Below are 23826 nucleotides of genomic sequence, written 5' to 3' on the forward strand. Positions count from 1 at the left end.
TGCCTGTCCAGCAATTAAGGATATTAGATATCCATAAGGATAATATGCGTCCTTAATAACGGAGAAAAACCATGACACAGCGCCTCAACTACGCAGCCCAGTCCCCCGAATTTTTCAAGAAGATATCTGAGCTCAGCATGTCGCTGAAAGACAGCGTCATCGAGCAGTCGATCCGCGATCTCGTCAATATCCGTGCCTCGCAGATCAATGGCTGCGCCTTCTGCCTCGACATGCATGTGAAGGAAGCCAAGATCCACGGCGAGAGCGAACTTCGCCTCTATCATGTTTCGATCTGGCGGGAATCCAATCTGTTCGTTCCCCGCGAACGCGCAGCCCTTGCCTGGACGGAAGCCGTTACCGAACTGCCCGAAGGCGGCATTCCGGACGAGCTTTACGAGCGTGTCCGCGGCCAGCTTTCGGAGAAGGAAGTCTCCGACCTCACCTTCTCGATCATGACCATCAACGCCTGGAACCGTGTCAGCATCGCCTTCAAATCCGTGCCCGGCTCGGCAGACAAGCTCTACGGTCTCGACAAGGCCGGCCTCAACTGAGGTCCGAAAGACATCCGCATTTCACCGACAACCACACGATGTCAGCACAGCTGACGGAGGAACGACCATGAAAATCGTCATCATCGGCGGAACCGGCCTGATCGGTTCAAAGACCACCGAACGCCTTCGGGCAAAAGGCCTTGAGGTGATCGCCGCGTCTCCCAATACCGGCGTGAACACCATTACCGGCGAGGGGCTGGCCGAGGCGCTTGCAGGAACGGACGTGGTCCTCGATCTCGCCAATTCCCCATCTTTCGAGGACAAGGCGGTGATGGAATTCTTCGAGACCTCCGGCCGCAATCTGCTCGCCGCGGAAAAGGCGGCTGGCGTTAAGCACCACATCGCGCTCTCCGTCGTCGGAACGGACAAGCTCCAGGAAAGCGGATATTTCCGCGCCAAGCTTGCGCAGGAAAAGCTGATCCGCGAGGCCGGTATTCCCTACACGATCGTCCACTCAACCCAGTTCATGGAGTTCCTCGGCGGCATCGCGCAGTCCGCCCTGGTTGAAGGCAAGGTGCATCTGTCGCCGGCCTTCGTGCAGCCCATCGCCTCCGACGATGTCGCGGATGCGATGGCTGATGTGGCGCTTGAACCCCCGGTCAACGGTTTGATCGAGATCGCCGGACCGGAGCGCTTCCCGCTGAACGAACTGGTCGCCCGCTATATGGAAGCGACGGGAGACACCCGACAGGTCGTTGCCGATCCGCAAGCCAAATACTTCGGCGCCCGCCTGGAAGACCGCACGCTGGTTTCCGACAACAATCCGCGGCTCGGCAAGATCGGTTTCGAGCAGTGGTTCGCCACCGCTCCTCGCAAATGAAATCCGCCTCCGCGTCTATGAAGGAAGAACATCATGATCAGAAATACAGTTGCAGGAATAGTGATTGCACTCCTTGCCTCAGGAGCCGCCATCGCCCATGACGCCTCCGGCGGCTCGGCATCGAAGGTCACCCTCGTCTATGAACACGAGCTGCCGAATGTGCCGGGCAAAAGCCTCAAGGGGGTTCTGGTCGAGTACGGTCCGGGTGGTTATTCCGACGCGCATACGCACCCGGACAGCGCCTTCATCTACGCCACCGTGCTGGAGGGATCGATCCTCAGCCAGGTGAATGACGGTCCGGTCACGGAATACAAGGCTGGAGAACACTTCTCCGAACTGCCGGGCGACCGCCACGGTGTCAGCAAGAACGGCAGCGACACGAAGCCCGCCAAGCTTCTCGCCGTCTTCGTTGTCGATACCGGTCAAAAGGAACTGACCTACCCGATCAAGAAGTAAGGATCTCGACAAGGACCGGATGCCGTTGCCGCATCCGGATCCCTTTGCCCATTACGTCTGGAGTGACCTGCCATGGCCGTTGACCTGTCCGCACTGGCATTCGCAATCGTCGATATTGTGGGCGTGATCGGCATCCTTGTCTGGCATGTTCAGGGCAAGGATCGACCAACGGCGCGCCTCATCGTCCAGATCCTGTTCTTTGCAGCAATGACCGCGACATTCCTGTCGCAGGGTATCCTTCCGTTTCGCGTGACAACAGGTGAGCTTGAAGGGTTGACCTCCTATCTCGGGAAATCCGCGCGCGTTCTCTGGTGGGTCCAGTTCGCCTGGGCAACGATCGGCTTTGTACGCCTCTACATTGTGCTCGACCGCCGGCCGCAGGAGGCGCGACTGATCCAGGATCTGATCGTCGCTGGCGTTTATCTGGGCGTTACGCTTTCCATCATCGGCTTCGTGTTCGGCGCACCGATCGGCACGCTCGTTGCCACCTCCGGCGTAGTCGCCATCATCCTTGGCCTTGCCCTCCAGAACACTTTGGGCGACCTGTTCTCTGGCGTTGCCCTCACACTGGGTCGCCCGTTTTCAATCGGCGACTGGATCCAGCTAGGCGACGGCACAGAAGGACGCGTCATCCAGAACAACTGGCGCTCGACACAGATCCTGACGCCGGCACATAACGTTGTTGTTCTTCCCAACAGTGCGCTCGCCAAACTCAGTCTCACCAACCTGACGCGACCGGATGAATCGCACCTCGTCATATTGGCCATCCGCATTGCGGCCGACCGACAGCCATCCGCCATCGAAGCAATTTTGTTGTCTGCACTGGAAGATTGCCGGTTCATTGTTCAGGAGCCGAAGCCAATCGTGGCATTCAAGGGGATCGATGCGATCGCAATCGATGTCGAATTGCTGTTCCGCGTGACCAGCCCTGCGAACCGAGTGCCGGCGCGCAACGAGATCATCGATGTCGTCAGCCAACACTGCGCGACCCATGGTCTCGGCTTTGCAATGCCGGCGCATGCCTATCTCGTCGTCGCTGGTCAGGGTGACAAGACGGAGGAACCCAGATCGGTCCGCGCTCTACCCCGCGCGCTTTAGCACCCAATCGAACGTTCCGGCCCAGATGCCCGGATCGATTTCCTGCTCCAGCGTTTTCCCAAGGTCGGCAAACGTAACCTTGCGAAGCGCAGTGCGCCACGCTTCGTCGGCCTCCCACATGATCCGTGCAATCGCACACGAACCGCTCTCACAATAGTCCTTGGGTCGGCAGGGATTGTTGGCACGGATGTTCTGGCAGACGAAGGTCCGGCCTTTCCCCTCCACTGCTTCAACGACATCAAGGAAGGTCAGCTCTGCCGGTGCCTTTGCAAGTCGATAGCCGCCCGAAGGGCCAAGCGTCGTATGGACGAGGCCTGCCTGCGACAGGCTCTGAAGTGCCTTTGAAAGATATTCCTTCGGAAGCCCATGCAGTTCTGCCAGCGCCTTGGTCGACAGATAGCGCCCGTCAGGCAGGCCGGCGAGAATGGCGCAACAGTGAAGTGCCCATTCGACTTGGCTTTTGAGTATCATGCGGTGGGAACCTCGGATCGGAATTAAGGATACATGATATCCCTATTTTGAATCGCTGTAAATACAGGCGATTGTTGGACCATCTGGCCCGGCATGCCAGATGTCGATCATACGGCTATCGATTGATTTCGTTGCGATGCATCGCAACGAGCCGTGTCGGAACATCTTGCGGATGTACGGCCATCCCGACGGGAATGGCCGTAAGTTGCCTGCTCAGCCCGGACGACCACCCAGCGACAAGCCGGTCAACTGCTCCGAAACCAGCCAGAGCCGTTCCGCCACCTGCGGATCCATGGCCCAAGGCGCCACACCTTTGGTGCCGTCCGTCTCCGCTTGCGGCAGGGCAACCTCGCAATCTTCGCAATAGACGCCGCCGATACCGTCGAGTTCGGGCCGCGTTGCTGCCCAGACGCTCGTTGCCGCTCCTTGTTCCGGCGTCTTGAGATCGCGCGATGGATCGACCCGGCGTTCGCCATTCTCGTCATAGACATCGAAAGAATTGATCTCGTCTTCGCTGAGATGGCGGGCGAGATCGGTCAGGATGACGCCGGGGTGCAACGAAAATGCCCGCACACCAAGCCCTGCTCCACGCCGATCAAGCCCCAGCGCGAACAGCGCGTTTGCCGTCTTCGCCTGGCCATAGGCCTGCCACTTGTCATAGGGGCGCGTCTTGAAATCAATGTCGTCGAAATCGACCGGCCCGAGCTGATGACCGCGCGACGACACAGAGATGACCCGCGCGTTACCGGCTTTGACCAGCACGGGCCATAGGCCCGCAACCAGCCGGAAGTGGCCGAGATGATTGGTGGCAAACTGGCTCTCGTGCCCAGCCTGATCCCGGGCAAGCGGCGTCGCCATGATGCCGGCGCTGTTGACCAGGATTGAGATCGGTATGCCCGCCGCAACGATCCTGCCAGCAAAGGCGGCAACCGATGCGGGATCCGCAAGATCCATCGCTGCGATGGCAACATTGTCGATACCGGCAAGTGTGCGTTCGGCCTTTTCGCGATTGCGGGCCGGTACGATGACATGAGCACCGGCACCAGCCAGCGCGCGCGTCGTCTCGATGCCGAGACCGGAATAGCCACCGGTGACAATTGCCGTCTTGCCGGAAAGGTCGATACCCTCGGTAACCTCGCGCGCCGTGCTGGCCGCGCTGAACCGGGATCCAATAGGTTTCTGTTCGGACATGTTGTTACTCCTTCATTTGTGGCTCTGGTGTCCCTCCCCTATATCGGGTAGGCTCTCGGAGCTCCCCGCCTGCAGGATCCGGATTTTTGTCGTGATCGTCCAAAATATCCACGACCCTCTATCCGACGTGCTCAGCGCCATCGATGCGCGGGCGCTGTTCTCCGTGCGTTTTGCAGCCGGAGGCGCGTGGTCTGTTGCTTTTCCACCACCGGGCTACCTGAAATTCAATGCGGTCCGCGAAGGCGGTGCCTGGCTGATCTCGGAGGGAGAGGCGCCGTTGCGCATTGAAGCGGGCGATTGTCTTGTGGTCAGCGGCAAGGCGTTTACGCTTTGCAGCGATCCCAACGTGAAGCCGATAGCGGCGGCAGAGGTATTCGCCGGGGGCAATCTGGATGTCTCAGTGGGCGATGGTCGGAATTTTGTGCTCCTCGGCGGGAGCGTCAACCTCGACACCGTCGACGGATCACTCCTCACCGACGCCCTGCCGCCTGTGGTCGTGATCAACCGCGAAGAGGCCGGACCGATTGGCTGGTTGCTCGAACAGTTGGATCTGGAGTGGAACAGCACCGCGCCGGGCGCTCGCATCGCCTGCAACGACCTGCTGCGGCTGGTGTTTATCCATGTCCTGCGTGCCTATATGACGCGCCAGACATCACAGCATCCCGGCTGGCTCGCCGGCCTTGCGGATGCCCGCCTGGCGCCGGCACTACGGGCCATCCACGCCGATCCGTCGCGCCGCTGGACGGTAGAGGCACTGGCGTCTCTTGCCGGCCAGTCCCGCTCGGGATTTGCCGAGAAATTTCGCACAACCGTCGGAGCATCGCCTATCGACTATCTTGCGAACTGGAGGATGCGGCTTGCCGCCGCCCGGTTGCGGCGCGGCAACGAGCCACTGCCACGGATTGCACAGTCGCTCGGCTACGCGTCTGACAGCGCTTTTGCTGCCAGCTTCCGCCGCGCCCTCGGCCAATCACCCGCGCGTTACCGTAGTCTGTATCGCGACGCAATGCACAGTGGGGCGATCGACTCTTGACTGCCGCTTGGCTGAACGAGTGCGCCGGGAGATGCAGAATTTCAGCAAGTCATCATTGTTTGCGACCGCTTTCAATATGGACCCACTCCGCATCATACGCCTGGAAGGAATCTGAACCTGCGACCCTGTCCTCCACAGTGCAATCTTGGTGGCTATCAGCTATCTCGCACAGCGTGCCCACGGATCAGGTCTATGAATGCCCGCAGTTTGGAGGGCATATGCCGCCGCTGAGAGAAATAGAGACTGAGACCCGGATAAGACGGGGACCAATCTTCGAGAACTGGAATGAGGTCGCCCGAAGCGATGTGTGTGCCGAGTGCATGTTCCCCTAGATAGGCAAGGCCGAAGCCGGCAAGGGTTGCCTCGAGTATCAGGTCCGACGCATCGAATATCAGGTGACCCGAGACATCGATCAAAAAGGTCTCTCCGCGCTTTTCGAATTCCCAGCGATAAAGCCTTCCGCCTGTCATGCGCATCTGAATACAGCGATGCCGGGACAGGTCACTGGGCACAACAGGCTTGTCGCGACCTTCGAAATATTTCGGAGATCCGACAACGAAAGAGCGCATTTTCGATATGATGGGCACCGCGACCATGTCGGGGGAAATCGCCTCGGTGAGACGAATGCCGGCATCGAACCCCTTGCCGATCACGTCGACCAACGCATTCTCGGTGACGACTTCCAGCTCCACTTCCGGATAGCGGCGGGCATATTCCAGCAGAAGCGGTTGGAGCAGGATGCGCGCCGCGCCCGGCGCCATGTTCAGCCGCAGTCTTCCCGAGGGCCGATCGGAATGTTCTCCCACATTCTCGATGGCTTTTTCCAGCGTCTGCAAGGCCGGCACGATTTCGGACAGGAACTGCTCCCCTGCCGCGGAAAGGGCTACGCTGCGCGTGGTGCGGTTGAACAGCCTGACGGCAATGCGCTCTTCCAATGCGGCGATCGCATGGCTCAAAGCCGATGAGGACATGCCGAGCTCCCGCGCAGCAGCTCGGAATCCGCCATGACGAGCCACCGCAGCAACGGCCTCCAGTTCGATGAGACTCGCCCTCATTGCGCGATCCAGTTCATCAGCTCGTCCAATTTTGTCCTACTACTCGCAACACATAACGCATGCCATTTTCCCCGTGAAGTCATTGCAGGAGAAACGACATGCATATCATCGATCGCATTTACATTGACGGCGCGTTCGTCGAACCCCATGGCGACCAATGGGCGCCACTCTTCAATCCGGCAACCGAGGAACAGATCGGCACCGTGCGTCTCGCCGATGCGCACGATGCCGATCGCGCAGTTGCGGCCGCCAAGCGCGCATTTCTGGCGTTTTCCAACACCACCAAGGAAGAACGAGTCGATATGCTGCACCGGCTGCATGCCGCCGTGGCCGCCCGTGGAAACGATCTCATTGACGCCATGCGCGAGGAATATGGCGCACCGTCGACCTTCATCGACTTCTCAGCGCCAAGAGCGGGCAACGTCTTCCTGGAAATGGCCAATACGCTTAAAGGCTATGAATTCAGACGCCGTATCGGGACTGCCGAGGTTGAGATGCGCCCCTCCGGTGTCACGGTGGCCATTACCCCCTGGAACAGCAACTATGGCTTTATCTGCGGAAAGCTGTCCGCTGCCATTGCTGCGGGCGCCACCATGGTGATCAAACCTTCGGAGATGAGCGCCATCCAGACCCAGGTGATCACGGAATGCCTGCATGTGGCCGGTCTGCCCAAAGGGGTCTTCAATATCGTCACCGGCTATGGCGCCGTGGTCGGGTCCGCGCTGACCGCGCACCGCGATGTGTCGAAAATCACCTTCACGGGGTCCACGGCCACAGGCCGAACCATTGTCCGCACGGCCGCGGAAACCATGAAGCGCGTGACGATGGAACTTGGCGGCAAGAGCCCCAGCATCATTCTCGACGATGCCGATCTTGACGTCGCAGTCCCTCAAGTGTTGGCAGCCGGCTTCCTCAACAGCGGGCAGGCCTGCATAGCCGGAACCCGCATTCTTGCGCCCGAGAGCAAGTTCAAGGAAATCGAAGCCCGCCTCCGGGAGGCAGTCAAGGATTTCAAGGTGGGCGACCCCAAGGACAAAAACGTCCGCGTCGGCCCGATGGTCAGCCAGAAACAATGGGAGCGCGTGCAGTCCTATATCAGGCTGGGCCAGGAAGAAGGTGCCAGCCTGCTCGCCGGCGGCGAGGGCCGGCCGGAAGGGCTTTCACGCGGCTGGTTTGTTCGTCCCACCATCTTTACCGGCGTGAACAACGGCATGCGCATCGCCCGCGAAGAGATCTTCGGACCGGTCCTCTCCCTCATTCCGTACCGCGATGAGGAAGAGGCCATCACGATCGCAAACGACACCGAATACGGCCTTCAGGCCCAGGTCTTCTCATCCGACATCACCCGGGCACGGCGTGTAGCCGACCGGATCGAGGCCGGCCGCGTCATCCTCAACGCCGCCCCGCATGAACCGCTGGCACCGTTTGGCGGCTTCAAGCAATCCGGTTTCGGACGGGAATTCGGCGTCTTCGGCCTCGAAGCCTTTCTTGAACCCCGCGCAGTCCTTGGCTGAGGAGCGAATCCATGACGAAGAAGCCGATTGCACTGATTACCGGCGCCAACAAGGGACTGGGCAAAGAGGTTGCCCGCCAGCTCGGCGGGCTCGGAATGCGGGTCTATCTTGGCAGCCGGGATAGCGAGCGCGGACAAGCCGCGGCGGATGACCTGGCGAAGGAAGGAGCGGATGTGATGGCGATTGCGCTCGACGTCACCGATGACGCAAGCATCGTGGCCGCGGCACGACACATCGAAGACCGGGAAGGATTGCTCGACATTCTCGTCAACAATGCGGGCGTCCTCTATCGTGTGCCCGCGCTTGAGACGGACGCGGCCAACATGCTTGCAACCTACGACGTCAACGTCTTTGGCACTGTACGCACGATCAGTTCATTCCTGCCACTACTGCAAAGATCGCCGCATCCGAGGATCGTCAATATCACCAGCACCAGCGCCTCCCTGACGCTGACCAGCAATCCGGAAACGCCTTTCGGTCAGTCGGACACCATCATTGCCTACGCCTCGTCCAAAGCCGCCGTGACAATGATAAGTCTGCAATATGCCAATGCCTTCCGGCGTCACCCCTCGCATTCCCATATAAAGATCAATGCGGCGACGCCGGGCCATATCGCAACCGATCTCAACGGTCATGCCGGCACGCGTACGGTGAAACAAGGTGCGAAAATCGTCGTGGACCTGGCGACACTTCCCGACAGTGGCCCCAGCGGGGGCTATTTTAACGACGATGGTCCGCTGCCTTGGTGAAAATTATTCTTGACTGTTCATTCCAGAATGGCTATCTCCATCCCTATGGCAAGGATCAAGGAATTCGACAGGGACAAGGCGCTGGATTCGGCGTTGGGTGTCTTCCGGGAGCACGGTTTCGACGGGACATCGACGGAGATGCTGGTTACGGCCATGAAGATCGGCCGGCAGAGCCTGTACGACACGTTCGGCGACAAATGGGCCCTCTATCGCCTCGCGGTGGAGCGCTATGCATCCGCAGAGACCGAAGCGCACATTCGCGAATTGCGCAGCAGTGGACGCGCGATTGATGGCATTTCCGCAATGATGAATCGGGTGGTGGCGCAAGCGGATCGGGCGTGTCTCGGTGTCAACTCGATCTGCGAATTCGGCCAGAGCCGCCCCGATCTGACAGAGGTGCATCTTGCGGCCGATCATCGGCTGCGACACGCAGCAAGGGAGTGCATCAGTCAGGCTCAGGACGCCGGGGATCTGGACCAATCGGTGTCGCCAGATGCGGTGATTGATTTTCTTATTGCCAGCATCGCCGGCATTCGGATTGCTGCGCGCGGGGGTGCCGGGCCAGAGGTGCTGCAGTCCCTCGCACGGTTGGCGCTCCGCGCACTCATGCCACGGTAAAAAATTTTCCCCAATTCTGGAACAAACAGTCAAGAAAGGACTGAAAATGAAAGCAGCGGTCATGAACGGCATCGGGGACACCGATGTCATGGAAGTCGTCGAACATCCTGAGCCCGATGCAGCACCGGGACATGTTCTCGTCGAGATTGCCGCGGCAGGCGTGAATTTCATGGACATTGGTGTCCGGCAAGGCATGGCCTGGACCGAGATCGCAAATCCCAAAATACTCGGCGTCGAGGGTGCAGGTCGCGTTCTCACAGTTGGCGACGGCGTGACGGATTTCTCCGCGGGTGATCGCGTGGCCTGGGTCTACGCTCCAGGAAGCTACGCGGAGCGGATCTCGATACCCGTCAGTTCCTTGGTTCGCCTGCCTGATTTCGATGACCGGACAGCGGCCGCAATCATGATGCAGGGATTGACGGCGAGCCACTTCGCCACCGATTTCTACCCGGTTCAGCCGGGCGACATTGCACTGGTCCACGCCGCCGCCGGAGGCGTCGGCCTGCTCCTGACGCAGATCATCCGGCTGCGAGGCGGTCGTGTCATCGGGCGTGTTTCTTCTGAAGACAAAGTCGCCATCGCCAAACAGGCAGGCGCCGAGCATGTCATTGTCGATCGCCGGGGAGACTTCGCGCAGCAGGTCCTGAGTTTGACGAACGACAGGGGTGTCGATGTTGTCTATGACGGCTCTGGCCCCACGACGTTTCAGGGTTCTCTCGATAGCCTGCGCCGTTCGGGGACCTTTTGCTGGTACGGCCCCGTTCTGGGCGGGCCGGGTCTCCTCGACATCATGAGCCTGCCGAGAAGCATCAAGATCGGCTACGCGGTCTTCTCCGACCATGTTTACGCACCGGATCGCCTTCGCGCCCGCACCACCCAGCTTTTCGACTGGGTTCGGGATGGTTCCCTGAAGATCAACATCGGAGGAAGCTATCCTCTTGAAGACGCCGCTTCGGCCCACGCGGACATGGCAAGCCGGCGCACGACCGGCAAGTTGCTGCTCGTACCCTAGTCGGCTTTTGAGCGCGCCATCCCCCGCATTCTGCCCTGGCTCCGCAATTCGAGAGAGGAGCCAGGTCGGTCGTTTGCGCCTTGGCCAGTGCCATATCGACAACGACCTGCTCAGTCCTGCTTCAGCACCCGCTCGAGCCAGCCGTTTCGCGCAGCGATGCAGGCGCGGGCAAGATCGGACTGAGGGGCGATATCGTAAAAGCCATGGAAGGCTCCGCCCCAGACATGCAGTTCGCATTGACCGCCCGATGCCAGAATTCTGACGGCATAGTCGATGGCCTCATCGCGAAAAACTTCGCACGCGCCGACATCGATGAAGGTTGGCGGCAGCCCGGAAAGATCGGTGGCCCGCGCCGGTGCGCTATAGGGCGAAACCTCGACGCCGCCGCAGTCCTTTCCAAGCACCGCCTGCCAGGCAGTCCTGTTGCTGGTCGTGTCCCACACCCCGACACCATCAAACAAGCTGGCAGACGTCGTGCTGTTTCGATCGTCGATCATAGGGCACTGCAGCAACTGGCCCAACAATCGCGGACCGTTTCGGTCTCGTGCCAAGAGCGCCGTGCCCGCCGCGAGCCCGCCGCCACCGCTCCCGCCGAAGATCACCAAACGATCTGGATCGAACTTCAGCTCGGCCGAATGCGACGCCATCCACAAGAGGCCTGCGTAGCAGTCTTCTACCGGAACTGGCGCCAGCCGGTATTCGACCGTCACACAGACCGCGTCATGTTTGATCGCCCAATCAACCAGGGGAGCAGCACCGGCAAAGCGATTGCCCATGACCATGCCGCCGCCATGCAGGAAATAGATCGCGGGGCCGATCTGTTCATGGCATTTGCGGGTGATGACAGAAACCACGAGCTCGCCGCCCTCATGACCCGGGATCCGGTGATCGACGCAATCGACAGGATGATCCTGCAGCAGATCCTCTCGGATTGGACTGCTTATTGCTCGGAAATAGGGCAACCGATCTAGCGTCATCCCGGTCGGCACGAAATCGCCAATCGATGCCAGAACGTTGGCGAGTTGAGGGTCGTAGACTGGTTGGGACATGATTGCTTCCGTGTCTGGAGAAAATGGCAGAGCGAACCAGTGAGCGCCTTTATCGGGTTGTCCGGCTAACTTGATGAGGCGCGGCCAGCGAGATCCAGCCGCCCGTCCATCCCAACATTTTCGAGGAAGGCGTCGTCGTGGCTGACGATCACAAGCGCGCCGTCATAGGCCCTCAGCACCGCTTCGACCGTCTCGATGGATTCGATGTCGAGATGATTGGTCGGTTCATCCAGGATCAACAGTGACGGAGGAGTGGAACCGCCGAGCACACAGGCAAGGCCAGCGCGCAGGACTTGTCCTCCACTTAACGTTTCAACGCGCTGGAGGGCGGCATCCGCGCGGAAACGAAAGCCGGCCAAAGCGGCCCGGCAAGCATTTTCGGTTGCGCCGGGGTTCAGTCGCTTGAAATTGTCGAGGATGCTTTTGCTGCGATCGAGAAGGGTGACACTCTGGTCCAGCATCGTCGCAGCGACAGAAACCGTGACCTTGCCGGCTATGGGCACGATCTCTTCAGTGACCACCTTCAGTAGCGTTGTTTTGCCAGCCCCGTTGGGTCCCGAAAGCGCCACACGCTGAGGTCCGACAATCGAAAAGGACAAATCCCGGATAACGGGATGTTCCGGATCATAGCCCGCCACAATGCGATCAAATGATAGCACTGCCTTGCCAGCAGGCAGGTTTGTCGGGGGAAGATGCACAGAAAATGGCTGGAGCACTTCAACTCTCGCCTTGGCGGATGCGACCGCACCCAGCGCATCGGCGCGCTGGCGCTCGGCAAGTTCCGTCACCTTGCCTCGGCTGGCCTCCGCATTGCTCTTGCGCCGACCGAGAAGAATTTTTGGCATGTCCCCCTTGGCTGCTCTGCGGGTACCCGATGCATTCCGCCTGTCCTCCCGTTCGGCAAGGACCTGCGCCTTGCGCTCGATTTCCTCGGCCGTCTTTTGGGCATGCGCCAGGTTCTGCTCAGCGGCATTCAACTCGATTGCCTTCGCCGACCGATAGACGCTCCAGTTTCCGCCGTAGCGTTTCGCCTCAAGCGTGGTCAGTTCGACGATGGCATCCATATGGTCAAGCAGTTCGCGATCATGGCTGATGACGATAGCTCCGCCTTTCCATCTTCTGAGACCGTCGATGACTGCTTGTCGTCCGGCACTGTCCAGATTGTTGGTCGGCTCGTCGAGAAGAAGAAAATTCGGCTCCTTAAAGAGGGCCGCCGCAAGAGCAGCCCTGGTCCGTTGTCCACCAGATAAGTGGCTAAGCAGTGTATCCGGCTCGCCAGTCAGCCCAAATCGGGCAAGTGCCGACAACATACGCTCCCTGACTGTCCAATCGGCTTCCGCAAGGTCTTCCAGGCTGGCGGCCCCTCTTTCTGCCCGGGCAAGCAATTCGAGTGCCTGACCGGCACCGAAAAGGTCGGCGATTGTTTCGTCTGCCCCGACATCCAGCATCTGCCGGACGGCCGCGACCGTGCCCTCGACGGTAATGGACCCCGCAGATGGAGACAGGAGGCCGGAGATGATTTTCAGCAGGGTCGTTTTACCGACGCCATTTCGCCCGACCAGACCGGTTCTTTCCGGTCGAAACGACAGGTCGAGACCCTCGAATACCGGATCACCGTCCGGCTTAAGCCAGGAAAGACCTGACAGCACGATGAGAGACATATCAAACCTGTTGCATCGAAATAAACGGCACGTTACCGTGCTGTTAGCAAATTATTCAGGTATGGACAATGGTGGCCGTCAAGTCTCTCTCCATTCAACACTTCGAGGTCGCATGAAGACAGTACAGCCACGCCTGGGAGGACGACCGACACGCGAGGAGGCGGCGAGCCTTGCCGGAAAAATTCTGGACGAAGCCCGCGCCGCCTTTGCAAAAAAAGGTATTGCAAACGCTTCGATAGAGGAAATTGCAGCGCGCCAGGCGATCTCCAAACACACACTTTACCGCCGATACGCGAACAAGCAGGCGCTCCTGGAGGCCGTGGTTGAACGCGATCTCACCCGGTTTCGTGCAGCGCTCGCACAGGCGGCAAAGGAGCATGAGGAACCCCTGCTCGCCCTCCACGCGATCGCGTTTCGCTATTTTCAATTCGGTACGGACAGGGACTATTCGGCCTTCTACCTCTCAGTCACTGCAGAGGCCGTTCTGTCGGCGTCCCTTCGAGAAAGGCTGGCCATATGGTCGAGCGCTGCGCTGGAGCCCATGGTCGGCGCGATCATCGCTGCTCAGCAATCGGGTGTCCTCATTGCGGCCGACGCATCAGAACTATGCGGCGTCCTCGTCGATCTGCTGGAGGGCGCTAACAATCGTGTTCGCCTGGGCCTTTGCGACAATCCCGATGAAGCCGAATGCCGCCGCGTCTTCGAAAGCCGATGGACGATCTTCCAGACTGCCATGAAACCTAAATCCAACTGACCGGAGACAAGAAATCGTGACGACAATCAACAATGCCAGCCCTCTTTCGCAGATGCTCAATAATGCATTTGAAAAATTCGACAAGGATCGAGACGGAAAACTCAACTCTGATGAATTCAAGACATTCAACGAGATCCTGAAGCCCGGAATCGCCACCGATGAGCAGGGAATGCCAACCGTCGACTATGGCGAACGCATGGACCACGACGGCGACGGATTGGTCAGTCAGGATGAAATGAACTCGACGGGCGTCCTGATGCCGGCCGACCTTTGCGATCCCAGCCTGAAATCCATGCTGGATTACCTTCTTCTCAAGGCCGATCCTTTGGCGATCGAAGCTGCGACCTTGCTTCAGGACGAAGGCGACAAGTCATGATGGAAAAAGGGGAGCGACTGTTCCGCAGCCGCTCCCTCTTCGACCTCCAACCCTCTCTATCCCGGAAGGCCAACGGCCGTGGCCAGCGCCGCCATGGGGGATGGTTCCGGCGAGAACACGTCATAGACGCAGGGCGCTGCGAAGATGGCAAGCGCGAGCATGCCAACGATCAGGCGTTTCATCGATCACTCGTGGGTATTGGCAACGTGTCAGGCAAGCTTCAGCTCAACAGCGATGTTGCCCCGTGTCGCCTTGGAATAGGGGCAGGTCTGGTGAGCTTCGTCGATAAGAACCCGTGCAAGGTCGTAATCGAGCCCCGGAAGGCTGACATTCAGCCTGGCCTGCAGCAGGTAGGCACCGTCAGTCATTCCGAGGTCGACTTCGGCATTGACTGCCGTCGTCGCCGGTAGCGCCACCTTATGTTTGCCCGCGGCAATGCCCAGGGCACCGATAAAGCAAGCGGACCAGCCAGCAGCAAAGAGTTGCTCGGGATTTGTGCCGGGCTTACCGCTGCCCGGAGGCGAAAGCTTTACATTGAGCTGCGCATCGTCACTCAATGCCGCACCGTCGCGTCCGCCGGTGGTATGGGTCCTGCCGGTATAGAGAACCTTTTCGATCTTTGTCATGGAACACTCCTTCGTTCGTTCGGTCGCAGAGCGCGACGTGATTGACGGATGTGTTTTGCCGCATCCACGTATCCGGCATGTTTTCGAAAAGGGTAGAATTGTATCGCAGCGTAGAGGCCACGCTTTGGGCCTTGTCAGGGCAGCGATATCTCCGCAGCGAGCCCGCCACCGGAACGATTGTAGATCCGCACCGCTCCACCAAGCGAGACGGCCAACTGCTGGGCGATAGCCAGTCCTAGTCCCGTGCCCCCCGTGTCCCGGTTACGGGACGTCTCAACGCGGTAGAACGGTTGCATGGCGGACTCCAGCTTGTCGTCGGGGATGCCCGGTCCATGATCCTTGACCACAATGACAACATTCCCCTCACCCGATCGTTCGACACTTACCTCGGCAGAACCGGAAAACTTGAGCGCATTGTCGATGAAATTGCTCAGGATACGTCGCAACGCATGCGGCTTGGTCAGGGCAGTCCCCTGAACGATGCCGGCCACCGAAACCGCCTTTCCGGTGTCTTGATAATCGTAGACGATGCTGTCGATGAAGGATGCCAGATCGATGCGCGCGTTTTTTTCGCCATTACCGTGCGAACTGCGCGCATAGGCAATTCCGTCCTGCACCAGCCGCTCGATTTCGCGCAGATCGTTTACCAGCTTGTCCTTTTCGGGGCTATCGTCCGCCATGTCGGCGCGAAGCCGCATGCGGGTGATCGGCGTCTGCAGGTCATGAGAGATTGCCGCGAGAATCTGCACACGTTCTTCCAGGTAATGGGCGATCCGGTCACGCATGGCATTGAAGGCCCGCGCCGCTTGGGCAACCTCGCTCGGACCATCTTCGTTCAGGGGAGAACCTTGTCTGCCGGGATCGAGTGCATCGGCAGCAGCGGCGAGAGCGCCCAGCGGACGAATTGCAAGGCGCACCGCAAACCAGGTGCAGAGGATGAGCAGAAGCATCTGTGCCGCGAAGACATACGGCAGCCATTCAGCCAAGGGCATCACACCGCGCGGGGTCACATCGATTGTCAGCGGTGAACCATCCGACAGCGTCAAATGCCCCTGCAACCGCATGTGGTCGCCTGGAATGGCTTCGACGCGGATCGCAAACCTGTTGCCAGCCGCCTGCCCTATCCGGTCAGCAATCTCCGCACCGCGCCCCGACAAATCCGGAACACCGGGAAGTCCTGGGCCGAGTACAAGGCGGTAGCTTCCTCGGCTCAGGCGATCGAGCCAATCAGGTCGCTCGTTGGCGGGAAGACGGTCGAGAACAGCGATCGACGTTGCCAGATCGCTCTCCAACGTTCCGAGCATGACGGCCTTGGCCGACATGTAGCGCTCGGCAAAGAGAATGCTGAAGGACAGGCCATAGGCAACCGCCAGTCCCGCAAACAGGATCAGGAACAATCGCGAGCGAAGGGTGCCTGGCCACCAGCCAGACAGAGACTTGTCGCCCATACTCATGTCCTGGGCACCGAGATTTCGACCGGGACAGCAAACACATAGCCTTCGGCCCGCACCGTCTTGATGTAGGTCGGTTCGCGCGCATCATCACCAAGCCGTTGGCGAAGGCGGCTGACCAGAAGGTCGATCGAGCGGTCGAACAGTTCGGCATCGCGGCCCTGCGTCAGGTTTAGGATCTGGTCGCGATTGAGCACGCGTTGCGGATGATCGATGAATACCCGCAGCAGCCGGTATTCGGCGCCACTCAAGGCTATTTCCGTTCCGTCCCGGTCCAGAAGATGCCGACCGACGGTGTCGAGCCGCCAGTCACCGAAGGTCAGCAATTGGCCGGCCTCGCTGATCTGCAGATTGGGCGGCAGCATGCGCGTGCGCCGCAGCACTGCCTTGATGCGGGCAAGGAGTTCTCGCGCCGCAAACGGCTTTGGCAGATAATCGTCGGCGCCCATTTCGAGCCCGATGATGCGGTCCATCTCGTCGTCGCGCGCCGTCAATATGATGACCGGCGTCGCCTTGTGCTTGCCGGCGCGCAGTTCCCGGCACAGCACCAAGCCATCATCCCCCGGCATCATCACGTCAAGCACGATCAGGTCCACCGTGCTGGCTTCCAGAAAACTGCGCATCTGCCGGCCGTCGGCGGCAACCGTCGTTCGAAGACCGTTCTTCTTCAGATAGCTCGATACCAGCTCGCGAATTTCGCGATCGTCATCGACAATCAGAATGTGGTCGACATGCTCCATATCTGGCCTTTCAAACATACGCACACACGCGACATTAGTTCCGTGTGGGCTGCCGCGAGTAAAGCGGTTTCTGGCGGCAGCCTCCGTCATCAGAAATTCGCGACATCTATGATGGCTTGAGCGAATGCCTCTGGCGCTTCCTGCGGCAGATTATGCCCGATACCGGCAACATCTCGGTGCTCGTATCTCCCCGAGAACTTCTTTGCATAGGCCGATGGCTGCGGGTGAGGCGCACCATTGGCATCGCCTTCCATGGTGATCGTCGGAATGGCAATCACCGGCCCCATCGCGAGCAGCTTCTCGAAGGCATCGTACTCCGCTTCCCCTTCTGCGAGGCCAAGCCGCCAGCGATAATTATGGATGGTGATATCGACGTGGTCCGGATTGTCGAGGGCGGCGGCCGATCGATTAAAGGTCGCATCGTCGAATGTCCAGGTGGGCGATGCCGTCCGCCAGATGAGCTTTGCAAACTCGTGCGTGTTGGCGGCATAGCCAAGCCGCCCCCGTTCGGTGGCGAAATAGAACTGATACCACCAGGAGAGTTCCGCGGCCGGAGGAAGCGGCTTGCTGTTGGCGGCCTGGCTGCCGATGAGATAGCCGCTGACGGACACCATCGCCTGGCAGCGATCCGGCCAGAGAGCAGCCATGATGTTGACGGTGCGCGCACCCCAGTCATATCCGCCCAGGATCGCCTTTTCGATGCCGAGTGCATCCATGAAGGCGATCATGTCGGCAGCCAGCGCCGCCTGCTGGCCGTTCCGCGGGGTCTCGTCCGAAAGGAATCGCGTCGTACCGTAGCCACGCAGATAGGGAATAAGCACGCGATAACCGGCATCGGCAAGGATCGGTGCGACATCGACATAGCTATGGATGTCGTATGGCCAGCCGTGAACGAGCAGGACAACGGGACCATCGGCCGGGCCGGCTTCCGCATATCCGATATCGAGTACGCCTGCCTTAATCTGCTTGAGTGCTGCGAACGAAGTGTGCCCTCCTGCCTTGACCGAGGCGGGGGACGCAGCGCGCGTCTGGGCATTGGCGATCGTATTCATGCCCAATTGGGTGGCAGCCACGGTCATGGCGGCGATACCGAAGAATCGGCGGCGCTGGTGGTTGAATTGAGGGGACATCGCTCTCTCCATATCGATTGATCGTGATGTGAAGAAAGCCGGCTGCACGTATCTCGCATGTGTCCCGTCAGGCCCGGAATTGAATGCGGATGTAGCGTCCGGCGCCTTTGATACAGTTCGATACAATTCACACGACCCGCCGGCCGGGCCTGCCAACGATTTGTATCACTCTGTCGTGGATGGGCCGGGTCCTACACTGCGGTACATTTCCGATGGAAGCCAGACACATCCGGGATACGTCGCTCCGAGCAGATTGGCCCTGTTGCTGGTCGAGCCTCATCGCCGTCCAGAACCCGACCAACCGGTTTCAAGGAAACGACGATGACACTTCTCATCATTGCCTATCTCGGAGGGGCGCTGACCATCCTCAGCCCGTGCATCCTTCCCATTCTCCCCTTCGTCTTTGCCCGGGCCGGACAGCCTTTCCTGCGGAGCACGCTGCCCATGCTGATTGGCATGAGCGTCACCTTTGCATTGGTTGCAACGCTTGCAGCGGTCGGTGGCAGTTGGGCGATCCACGCCAATGAATACGGTCGTCTCGCCGCGATCCTGCTGCTCACCGTCTTCGGGATCAGTCTGTTGTCGCCACGCGTTGCGAGCATCATCACAAAACCCGTCGTCGATTTCGGCAACAGGTTGCTGAACGCCTCGGGCAGACCTGGCTCCGTACCGACCGCCACAAGCTCCTTTATCCTCGGCGTTGCAACGGGGCTCCTTTGGGCGCCCTGCGCCGGGCCTATCCTTGGCCTTCTGCTGACAGGTGCGGCCCTAAATGGCGCCAACCTCCAGACGACGTTTCTACTCATCGCCTATGCTGCTGGTGCAGCGACATCGCTTGCCATTGCCCTTCTTGTCGGGGGTAAGATCTTCGCCGGCATGAAACGGTCGCTCGGCGTCAGCGAGCGTATTCGACAGGTGCTGGGAGCAGCGGTTCTGGCTGGCGTTGCAGTCATAGCGCTTGGCCTCGACACCGGTCTCCTTGCACGGCTTTCCTATGCCAGCACGGCCGCATTCGAGCAGGTCGTCCTTGACCAACTGCACGAGAAGCCGGCCGCTGAACTATCCGCCGAGATGGTGAGCAATGACGCCACGGCTGCCGTCATCGATCCAGATCGGCCGTTCCGGAGCAACCTTCCCGTGGAGGGTCGCGCACCGTCGTTGAATGGTGCCGTCGAGTGGCTGAACTCGTCGCCGCTTACCACGGAACAGCTTCGCGGCAAGGTCGTCCTCGTCGATTTCTGGACCTATTCCTGCATCAACTGCATACGAACCGTCCCCTACGTCCGCGCCTGGGCCGAAAAATACAAGGATCAGGGTCTCGTCGCTATCGGCGTGCATGCCCCGGAATTCGCCTTCGAAAAGAAGATCGACAACGTCAAAAAGGCGATCGAGGATTTCAGGATCGGTTATCCTGTTGCGATCGACAACGACTACAAGATCTGGCGCGCTTTCGAGAATAGCTACTGGCCGGCACACTACCTGATCGATGCAAAGGGACAGATTCGCTACCATCATTTCGGCGAAGGCAACTACCGCCAGACCGAGCAGGCGATCCAGGATCTGCTGCGCGAAGCTGGCAACGAGATGGCGACGACCACAACGGTGACGCCCGATGCCAAGGGTGCCGAGGCGAGCCCCGATCTCGAGAACATCCGCTCCGGCGAGAGCTATCTCGGCTTCAAACGGGCCGTGGGCTTCGTCTCTCCGGAAGGCCTGCTTGCCGACACCGCCAACGCATATTCTGTCTCGCAACCGGGCCTGAATGAATGGGGCCTCTCCGGGACCTGGACGGTTGGCGCCGAACGCGCCGTGCTGGACCAGCCGGACGGCAGCATTGTCTACCGCTTCAGCGCCCGCGACCTGCATCTGGTCCTCGGACCCGGCGCTGCCGACAAACCTGTTCGCTTCCAGGTGACGATCAACGGGAAGGCACCCGGGTCCAATCATGGCGCGGATACTGATGCTGACGGCCACGGCACCATAACCTCCACAAAGCTCTACCAACTCGTTCGCCAGTCCGGCGACGTGGAGGAACGGACGTTTGAAATCCGCTTCCTCGATTCAGGCGTCGAAGCCTACGCCTTCACCTTCTGCTGAGCCCCTCTCTTCTCACCCCCCACGACAACAGGAGTAAAACGCATGAACCGACATACCATCTCGATCCTCGCACTCGCCTTCGCCACCAGCATCATCGCCTTTTCGGCGCAGGCCGCGGAAGTCAAAAACATCGTCATCGTCCATGGCGCACTTGCCGACGGTTCGGGCTGGCGCAACGCATCCGATATCCTCGTCAAGCGCGGGTTCAATGTCACGATCGTGCAGCAGCCGATGACGTCGCTCGCCGACGATATCGCTGCCACCAACCGGGTGCTCGATCTGCAGGACGGCCCGACGCTTCTCGTCGGTCACAGCTATGGCGGCATGGTGATTACCGAAGCTGGCCACAATCCCGTTGTCGCTGGTCTCGTGTATGTCGCGGCGTTTCAGCCGGACCAGGGTGAAAGCCTCCTCAGCCTCGCAAGTTCGAAGCCTGCTGGCGGCATGAATATCCGCGAGACAAAGGACGGGAAATATCTCTATCTCGACCCCGCCGCATTCGCGAACGACTTCGCCGCGGACCTACCGAAAGACGACGCCGCGTTTCTGGCAAGGTCGCAGGTCTTCGCCTCGAAAGAAGCCTTCTCGGCCAAGATAGAGAATCCCGCTTGGAAGACGAAACGCAGCTGGTCCATTGTTGCGACCGAAGACAGATCCATTAATCCTGAACTGGAACGTGAGATGGCGAAACGTGCCAGCAGCAGCGTGACCCAGATCAAATCCAGCCATGCCGTCTTCGCCTCGCATCCCGAAAAGGTTGCTGACGTCATTGAGAAGGCGGCGAAGGCACTCTAGCGCGGGCAAAAAGTGGCGATCCGGCAACCTGGATCGCCACTGAATTCTTCGCCTTGATGGGATCAGAACCGTCGACAACTTAACCTGGTTTAGCTAAGTCGCTGGTTTGTTTGAAAGTCTTTTGGCATAAGCCGCTATTATGGAACGACTAGCATCGGCGCTTGAAGCCGTCTCGCGCTACCTGTTGGATCCAGTGTTGCTATCGGCGGAACTTGGCACAAGCGGAATTTGCAGCGGATGGCGTGAAGCGCTATATTCGAGACAAGGAAAGAAGATCTACGATGCTTTTGAAGAAGTACCGCGAAAACAAGGAAGCCCTGAAGCAGATTGGCCGGGAAGCTCTTGCCGAGAGCCGTCGCATGGGTTTGTCGATCTCTGCCAAGGACAAGCAGAACGAAGCAAAGGATCGATCGACAACCGAGTGCAAGGATCGCGTCCCGGCGACGGTGAGGTAGCAGTCGCTTCATGCCGGAATTGTCATGCATCCTCCTCGCAGGGCCGAATGGCTCCGGCAAGTCTTCCGCGTTCGCGAAGCTCGATCTCGAAGGTGTCTGGATCAACGCAGATGAAATCGCCAAGGCGATACCCTCGGACCACGATGGCAGATCGACCGACATGCAGGCTGGCAAAGCTGCACTCCTGAAAATTGCCGAGATGATCGAAGCCCGGCAAAGCTTTATTTTCGAGACGACACTGAGCAGCATGCACTACGGAAGAGGTCAACAAGGAGCTGGAGGAACATTCCAGTCGGATCCTTCGAAGCGTTTCGAGATGCAATCCAAAGCCTGCTGGCATAAAATGACAGCGGTATGTTCGAACTGATCAAACTGCTCGATACCGTGTATCGGACCCTATCGGCCCGATCTCGAAGCCTTCCCGCTTCAATTGTCGCCAGACCTTACGAACGCCATAGACCCGGAAGTTCTGGTCGAGGACACGACGTATCTCGATCTTCAGGCTGATATCGCTGCGGGCGCGGATCGACAGGCGATCCACATCCAATCGCTTGGCGACGTTCTCGTAGTAGGTTGACGGGGCAATCGGCAGCAGTCTGCAGATCGGCTCGACCCGGAACACTCCGCGGCGTTCGTCGATGAACGAGATCATCGTTTGGAGGGGCGGCCGAGCTCCACCTGGGCAAAATATGCCGACGCCTTACGAAGAATCTCGTTGGTCTGTCGAAGCTCCCGGTTCTCCCGCTCAAGAGGCTTGATCTTCTCGGCCATATCGCTCGGCAGACCTGCTCGTTTGCCGCTGTCGACTTCGGCCTTCTTGACCCATTCATTGAGCGTCTGCGCCGTGCAGCCGATCTTGGCGGCGATTGAAGACACTGCCGCCCATCGCGAGGAATGCTCGCCTTCGTGATCCAAAACCATCCGCACGGCTCGGGCGCGGACTTCAGGAGAGAATTTGTTCGTCGCCTTGCTCATATCGGCTCCACTTTCTCAGAAGTTGGAACCTCCGGCAAACTCGGGGCGGTTCACTATTCGGGCTTGGCTAATCTGGGGGCGGCACGCGTGACCAAGTCGTCGCGCGGAACCTGCACCGAAAACATGTCAAACTGTCTCGCTCCTAGGGGCCGATTTTCCTAGTGCGCCTAAAGCCTTTGCGCCCCAACCAAGCCCATGCAGCCGCAACGTGGCCACCACCTCATCAGCCTGAAGCATATCTCCATCCTGAATCGTTCGCGACAATGCAGAATCCGCTGAAACGTCAATCTTCATCCATCCGGGTTGGCAAAATCCGTGAGCGGGATCAGACAGACATGTCTCTATTTGCAAGTTTCAGGCATGGGATGGCGAAACGCACGTAGTAAGCAGACGAAGTAGGGCCCTTGAACTCCTCATCAGATAATGGTTGAGTTCGGATATTGCTACAGTCGGTCAATATCCAACTTAAGGGCCAATCAATGATTACGGGTCCCCAGTGCCGTGCGGCAAGAGCACTTGTCGAAGTTTCTCGAGCCAAACTGGCTCTTCGTTCGCACGTCGATGAATCCATTGTTGAGAAATTCGAGCGCATGATCGACAGTCCGGAACCGGACGTGATAGCGGCGCTTGCGGAGGCGTTACAAGACCTAGGCGCCGTCTTCATCGAGGAGAATGGCGGTGGCATCGGCGTTCGGCTCAAATTTAATAGTTCGGATGCAAAGCGGATCGCTCGCCTCGAGGGAGAAGGCGGCATCGTCGCGAACGATAGGGTTCCCTGATAAATCACACTCCAAAACCTCTACGCTGCGACGACTTCGCCCAACTGGACGAGGCGGCAATGTCGGTGTAGTTGGAGACGCCCGCTGCGATTTCGGCGCGATGGGAGCGCCTCCTGAAATGTCTCCAGGCTCTGCGAGTAGATGTTGCACGCTGAAACGAATTCCGGCGCGCTTCCAGTTCCTGACCGCCGAGGCCGTTGCCGATGTCGTGGCGCATACAGGCGTCGCCGACGCCGCTCCCGGATCAATGGCAGCCGAGGCAAACGCGTCGGGTGCAGGACCATCGTCTCGACGTTGGCCCTGCACCCGACCGACCATCTTAAAGCGCAAATACCCTGTCGCGATAGTCCGTCACCGAGCGAGGCGAAAG

Annotated in this window: 26 protein-coding genes, 1 pseudogene and 1 other annotated feature; of the genes and pseudogenes, 16 read left to right on the forward strand and 11 right to left on the reverse strand. The window is 59.4% G+C overall.

All coding sequences use genetic code 11. The features are described 5' to 3' along the window. The first annotated feature begins 71 nt into the window (after window positions 1–71). From ASD31_RS06040 to ASD31_RS06055, 4 genes are all read left to right on the forward strand, one after another. Window positions 72–551 carry a carboxymuconolactone decarboxylase family protein gene (locus ASD31_RS06040; protein WP_056330822.1) on the forward strand — a complete coding sequence of 160 codons (480 nt, stop codon included), beginning with the start codon at window positions 72–74 and terminating at the stop codon, window positions 549–551. Between the two features lie 67 nt (window positions 552–618). Next, the gene (locus ASD31_RS06045; protein WP_056330826.1) at window positions 619–1371 is read left to right on the forward strand and encodes an SDR family oxidoreductase; all 753 of its coding nucleotides are present in this window, start codon (window positions 619–621) and stop codon (window positions 1369–1371) included. Between the two features lie 33 nt (window positions 1372–1404). Continuing rightward, window positions 1405–1827 carry a cupin domain-containing protein gene (locus tag ASD31_RS06050; RefSeq protein WP_056330829.1) on the forward strand — a complete coding sequence of 141 codons (423 nt, stop codon included), beginning with the start codon at window positions 1405–1407 and terminating at the stop codon, window positions 1825–1827. A 72-nt stretch (window positions 1828–1899) separates the two neighbouring features. Next, window positions 1900–2925 (forward strand): mechanosensitive ion channel family protein, encoded by a 1026-nt coding sequence (locus tag ASD31_RS06055; protein ID WP_056330832.1) that lies wholly within the window; start codon window positions 1900–1902, stop codon window positions 2923–2925. Here ASD31_RS06055 and ASD31_RS06060 read toward each other — a convergent pair. Both ASD31_RS06060 and ASD31_RS06065 read right to left on the reverse strand, forming a co-directional pair. Continuing rightward, window positions 2908–3396, reverse strand: coding sequence for an Rrf2 family transcriptional regulator (locus ASD31_RS06060; RefSeq protein ID WP_056330834.1), 489 nt, complete (start codon window positions 3394–3396; stop codon window positions 2908–2910). The two genes, ASD31_RS06055 and ASD31_RS06060, sit on opposite strands and share 18 nt — an antisense overlap. A gap of 213 nt (window positions 3397–3609) precedes the next feature. Next, window positions 3610–4587 carry an oxidoreductase gene (locus tag ASD31_RS06065; RefSeq protein ID WP_056330837.1) on the reverse strand — a complete coding sequence of 326 codons (978 nt, stop codon included), beginning with the start codon at window positions 4585–4587 and terminating at the stop codon, window positions 3610–3612. 91 nt (window positions 4588–4678) lie between these two features. Here ASD31_RS06065 and ASD31_RS06070 point away from each other — a divergent pair, with 91 nt between their 5' ends. Then, window positions 4679–5620: an AraC family transcriptional regulator gene (locus ASD31_RS06070; protein ID WP_056330840.1), complete on the forward strand. Its 942-nt coding sequence runs from the start codon at window positions 4679–4681 to the stop codon at window positions 5618–5620. 155 nt (window positions 5621–5775) lie between these two features. On the opposite strand, the gene ASD31_RS06075 is transcribed toward ASD31_RS06070, so the two are convergent. Next, complete coding sequence (locus tag ASD31_RS06075) at window positions 5776–6675, reverse strand: LysR family transcriptional regulator (protein WP_056330844.1); 900 nt, start codon at window positions 6673–6675, stop codon at window positions 5776–5778. A 98-nt stretch (window positions 6676–6773) separates the two neighbouring features. Here ASD31_RS06075 and ASD31_RS06080 point away from each other — a divergent pair, with 98 nt between their 5' ends. Genes ASD31_RS06080 through ASD31_RS06095 form a run of 4 tightly spaced genes read left to right on the forward strand, consistent with a single transcriptional unit; the run spans window position 6774 to window position 10568 of the window. Then, window positions 6774–8189, forward strand: coding sequence for an aldehyde dehydrogenase family protein (locus tag ASD31_RS06080; protein ID WP_056330849.1), 1416 nt, complete (start codon window positions 6774–6776; stop codon window positions 8187–8189). Between the two features lie 11 nt (window positions 8190–8200). Further along, window positions 8201–8938, forward strand: coding sequence for an SDR family oxidoreductase (locus ASD31_RS06085; protein WP_056330852.1), 738 nt, complete (start codon window positions 8201–8203; stop codon window positions 8936–8938). Between the two features lie 45 nt (window positions 8939–8983). Further along, window positions 8984–9556: a TetR/AcrR family transcriptional regulator gene (locus tag ASD31_RS06090; protein WP_056330986.1), complete on the forward strand. Its 573-nt coding sequence runs from the start codon at window positions 8984–8986 to the stop codon at window positions 9554–9556. Between the two features lie 46 nt (window positions 9557–9602). Beyond that, window positions 9603–10568, forward strand: a complete 966-nt coding sequence (locus ASD31_RS06095; protein ID WP_056330855.1) for a quinone oxidoreductase family protein — start codon at window positions 9603–9605, stop codon at window positions 10566–10568. A 110-nt stretch (window positions 10569–10678) separates the two neighbouring features. On the opposite strand, the gene ASD31_RS06100 is transcribed toward ASD31_RS06095, so the two are convergent. Then, on the reverse strand, window positions 10679–11557 hold the full coding sequence (locus tag ASD31_RS06100; protein ID WP_200952128.1) for an alpha/beta hydrolase: 879 nt from the start codon (window positions 11555–11557) through the stop codon (window positions 10679–10681). A gap of 125 nt (window positions 11558–11682) precedes the next feature. Beyond that, window positions 11683–13278 (reverse strand): ABC-F family ATP-binding cassette domain-containing protein, encoded by a 1596-nt coding sequence (locus ASD31_RS06105; protein WP_056330860.1) that lies wholly within the window; start codon window positions 13276–13278, stop codon window positions 11683–11685. Window positions 13279–13390: 112 nt separating this feature from the next. Here ASD31_RS06105 and ASD31_RS06110 point away from each other — a divergent pair, with 112 nt between their 5' ends. After that, a complete protein-coding gene (locus ASD31_RS06110; protein ID WP_056330865.1) occupies window positions 13391–14032 on the forward strand; it encodes a TetR/AcrR family transcriptional regulator in 642 nt (213 codons plus the stop codon). Between the two features lie 16 nt (window positions 14033–14048). Continuing rightward, the gene (locus tag ASD31_RS06115) at window positions 14049–14408 is read left to right on the forward strand and encodes an EF-hand domain-containing protein (RefSeq protein WP_056330867.1); all 360 of its coding nucleotides are present in this window, start codon (window positions 14049–14051) and stop codon (window positions 14406–14408) included. Between the two features lie 56 nt (window positions 14409–14464). On the opposite strand, the gene ASD31_RS26900 is transcribed toward ASD31_RS06115, so the two are convergent. The 5 genes from ASD31_RS26900 to ASD31_RS06135 all read right to left on the reverse strand — a co-directional run bounded on the left by ASD31_RS26900 (window position 14465) and on the right by ASD31_RS06135 (window position 18355). Then, complete coding sequence (locus tag ASD31_RS26900) at window positions 14465–14590, reverse strand: hypothetical protein (protein WP_274534253.1); 126 nt, start codon at window positions 14588–14590, stop codon at window positions 14465–14467. 27 nt (window positions 14591–14617) lie between these two features. Further along, on the reverse strand, window positions 14618–15034 hold the full coding sequence (locus ASD31_RS06120) for an organic hydroperoxide resistance protein (protein ID WP_056330870.1): 417 nt from the start codon (window positions 15032–15034) through the stop codon (window positions 14618–14620). Window positions 15035–15168: 134 nt separating this feature from the next. Further along, window positions 15169–16488 (reverse strand): sensor histidine kinase, encoded by a 1320-nt coding sequence (locus tag ASD31_RS06125; protein WP_056330872.1) that lies wholly within the window; start codon window positions 16486–16488, stop codon window positions 15169–15171. Further along, window positions 16485–17225 carry a response regulator gene (locus ASD31_RS06130; RefSeq protein ID WP_056330874.1) on the reverse strand — a complete coding sequence of 247 codons (741 nt, stop codon included), beginning with the start codon at window positions 17223–17225 and terminating at the stop codon, window positions 16485–16487. The genes ASD31_RS06125 and ASD31_RS06130 overlap by 4 nt, the downstream gene beginning before the upstream one ends. An 89-nt stretch (window positions 17226–17314) precedes the next feature. After that, complete coding sequence (locus tag ASD31_RS06135) at window positions 17315–18355, reverse strand: alpha/beta fold hydrolase (RefSeq protein WP_056330876.1); 1041 nt, start codon at window positions 18353–18355, stop codon at window positions 17315–17317. Window positions 18356–18676: 321 nt separating this feature from the next. Between ASD31_RS06135 and ASD31_RS06140 the strand changes: the two genes are divergently transcribed. The 4 genes from ASD31_RS06140 (at window position 18677) to ASD31_RS06150 (ending at window position 22069) form a co-directional block, all read left to right on the forward strand. Further along, window positions 18677–20452: a cytochrome c biogenesis protein DipZ gene (locus tag ASD31_RS06140; RefSeq protein ID WP_056330878.1), complete on the forward strand. Its 1776-nt coding sequence runs from the start codon at window positions 18677–18679 to the stop codon at window positions 20450–20452. Window positions 20453–20494: 42 nt separating this feature from the next. After that, window positions 20495–21247: an alpha/beta fold hydrolase gene (locus ASD31_RS06145; RefSeq protein WP_056330881.1), complete on the forward strand. Its 753-nt coding sequence runs from the start codon at window positions 20495–20497 to the stop codon at window positions 21245–21247. Between the two features lie 281 nt (window positions 21248–21528). Continuing rightward, window positions 21529–21702, forward strand: coding sequence for a hypothetical protein (locus ASD31_RS26275; RefSeq protein ID WP_200952129.1), 174 nt, complete (start codon window positions 21529–21531; stop codon window positions 21700–21702). 10 nt (window positions 21703–21712) lie between these two features. Further along, window positions 21713–22069, forward strand: a complete 357-nt coding sequence (locus ASD31_RS06150; RefSeq protein WP_156392535.1) for a zeta toxin family protein — start codon at window positions 21713–21715, stop codon at window positions 22067–22069. A 39-nt stretch (window positions 22070–22108) separates the two neighbouring features. On the opposite strand, the pseudogene ASD31_RS25220 reads toward ASD31_RS06150, so the two are convergent. Beyond that, window positions 22109–22677 (reverse strand): annotated as a pseudogene (locus ASD31_RS25220) (transposase); the annotation flags it as partial. Beyond that, window positions 22280–22396, reverse strand: a sequence feature (AL1L pseudoknot). It overlaps the preceding pseudogene by 117 nt. 479 nt (window positions 22678–23156) lie before the next feature. Here ASD31_RS25220 and ASD31_RS06165 point away from each other — a divergent pair. Beyond that, window positions 23157–23456 (forward strand): helix-turn-helix domain-containing protein, encoded by a 300-nt coding sequence (locus tag ASD31_RS06165; protein WP_056330988.1) that lies wholly within the window; start codon window positions 23157–23159, stop codon window positions 23454–23456. Window positions 23457–23826: the final 370 nt, after the last annotated feature.

Source organism: Rhizobium sp. Root482, from assembly GCF_001426565.1.
Lineage (GTDB): Bacteria > Pseudomonadota > Alphaproteobacteria > Rhizobiales > Rhizobiaceae > Pararhizobium.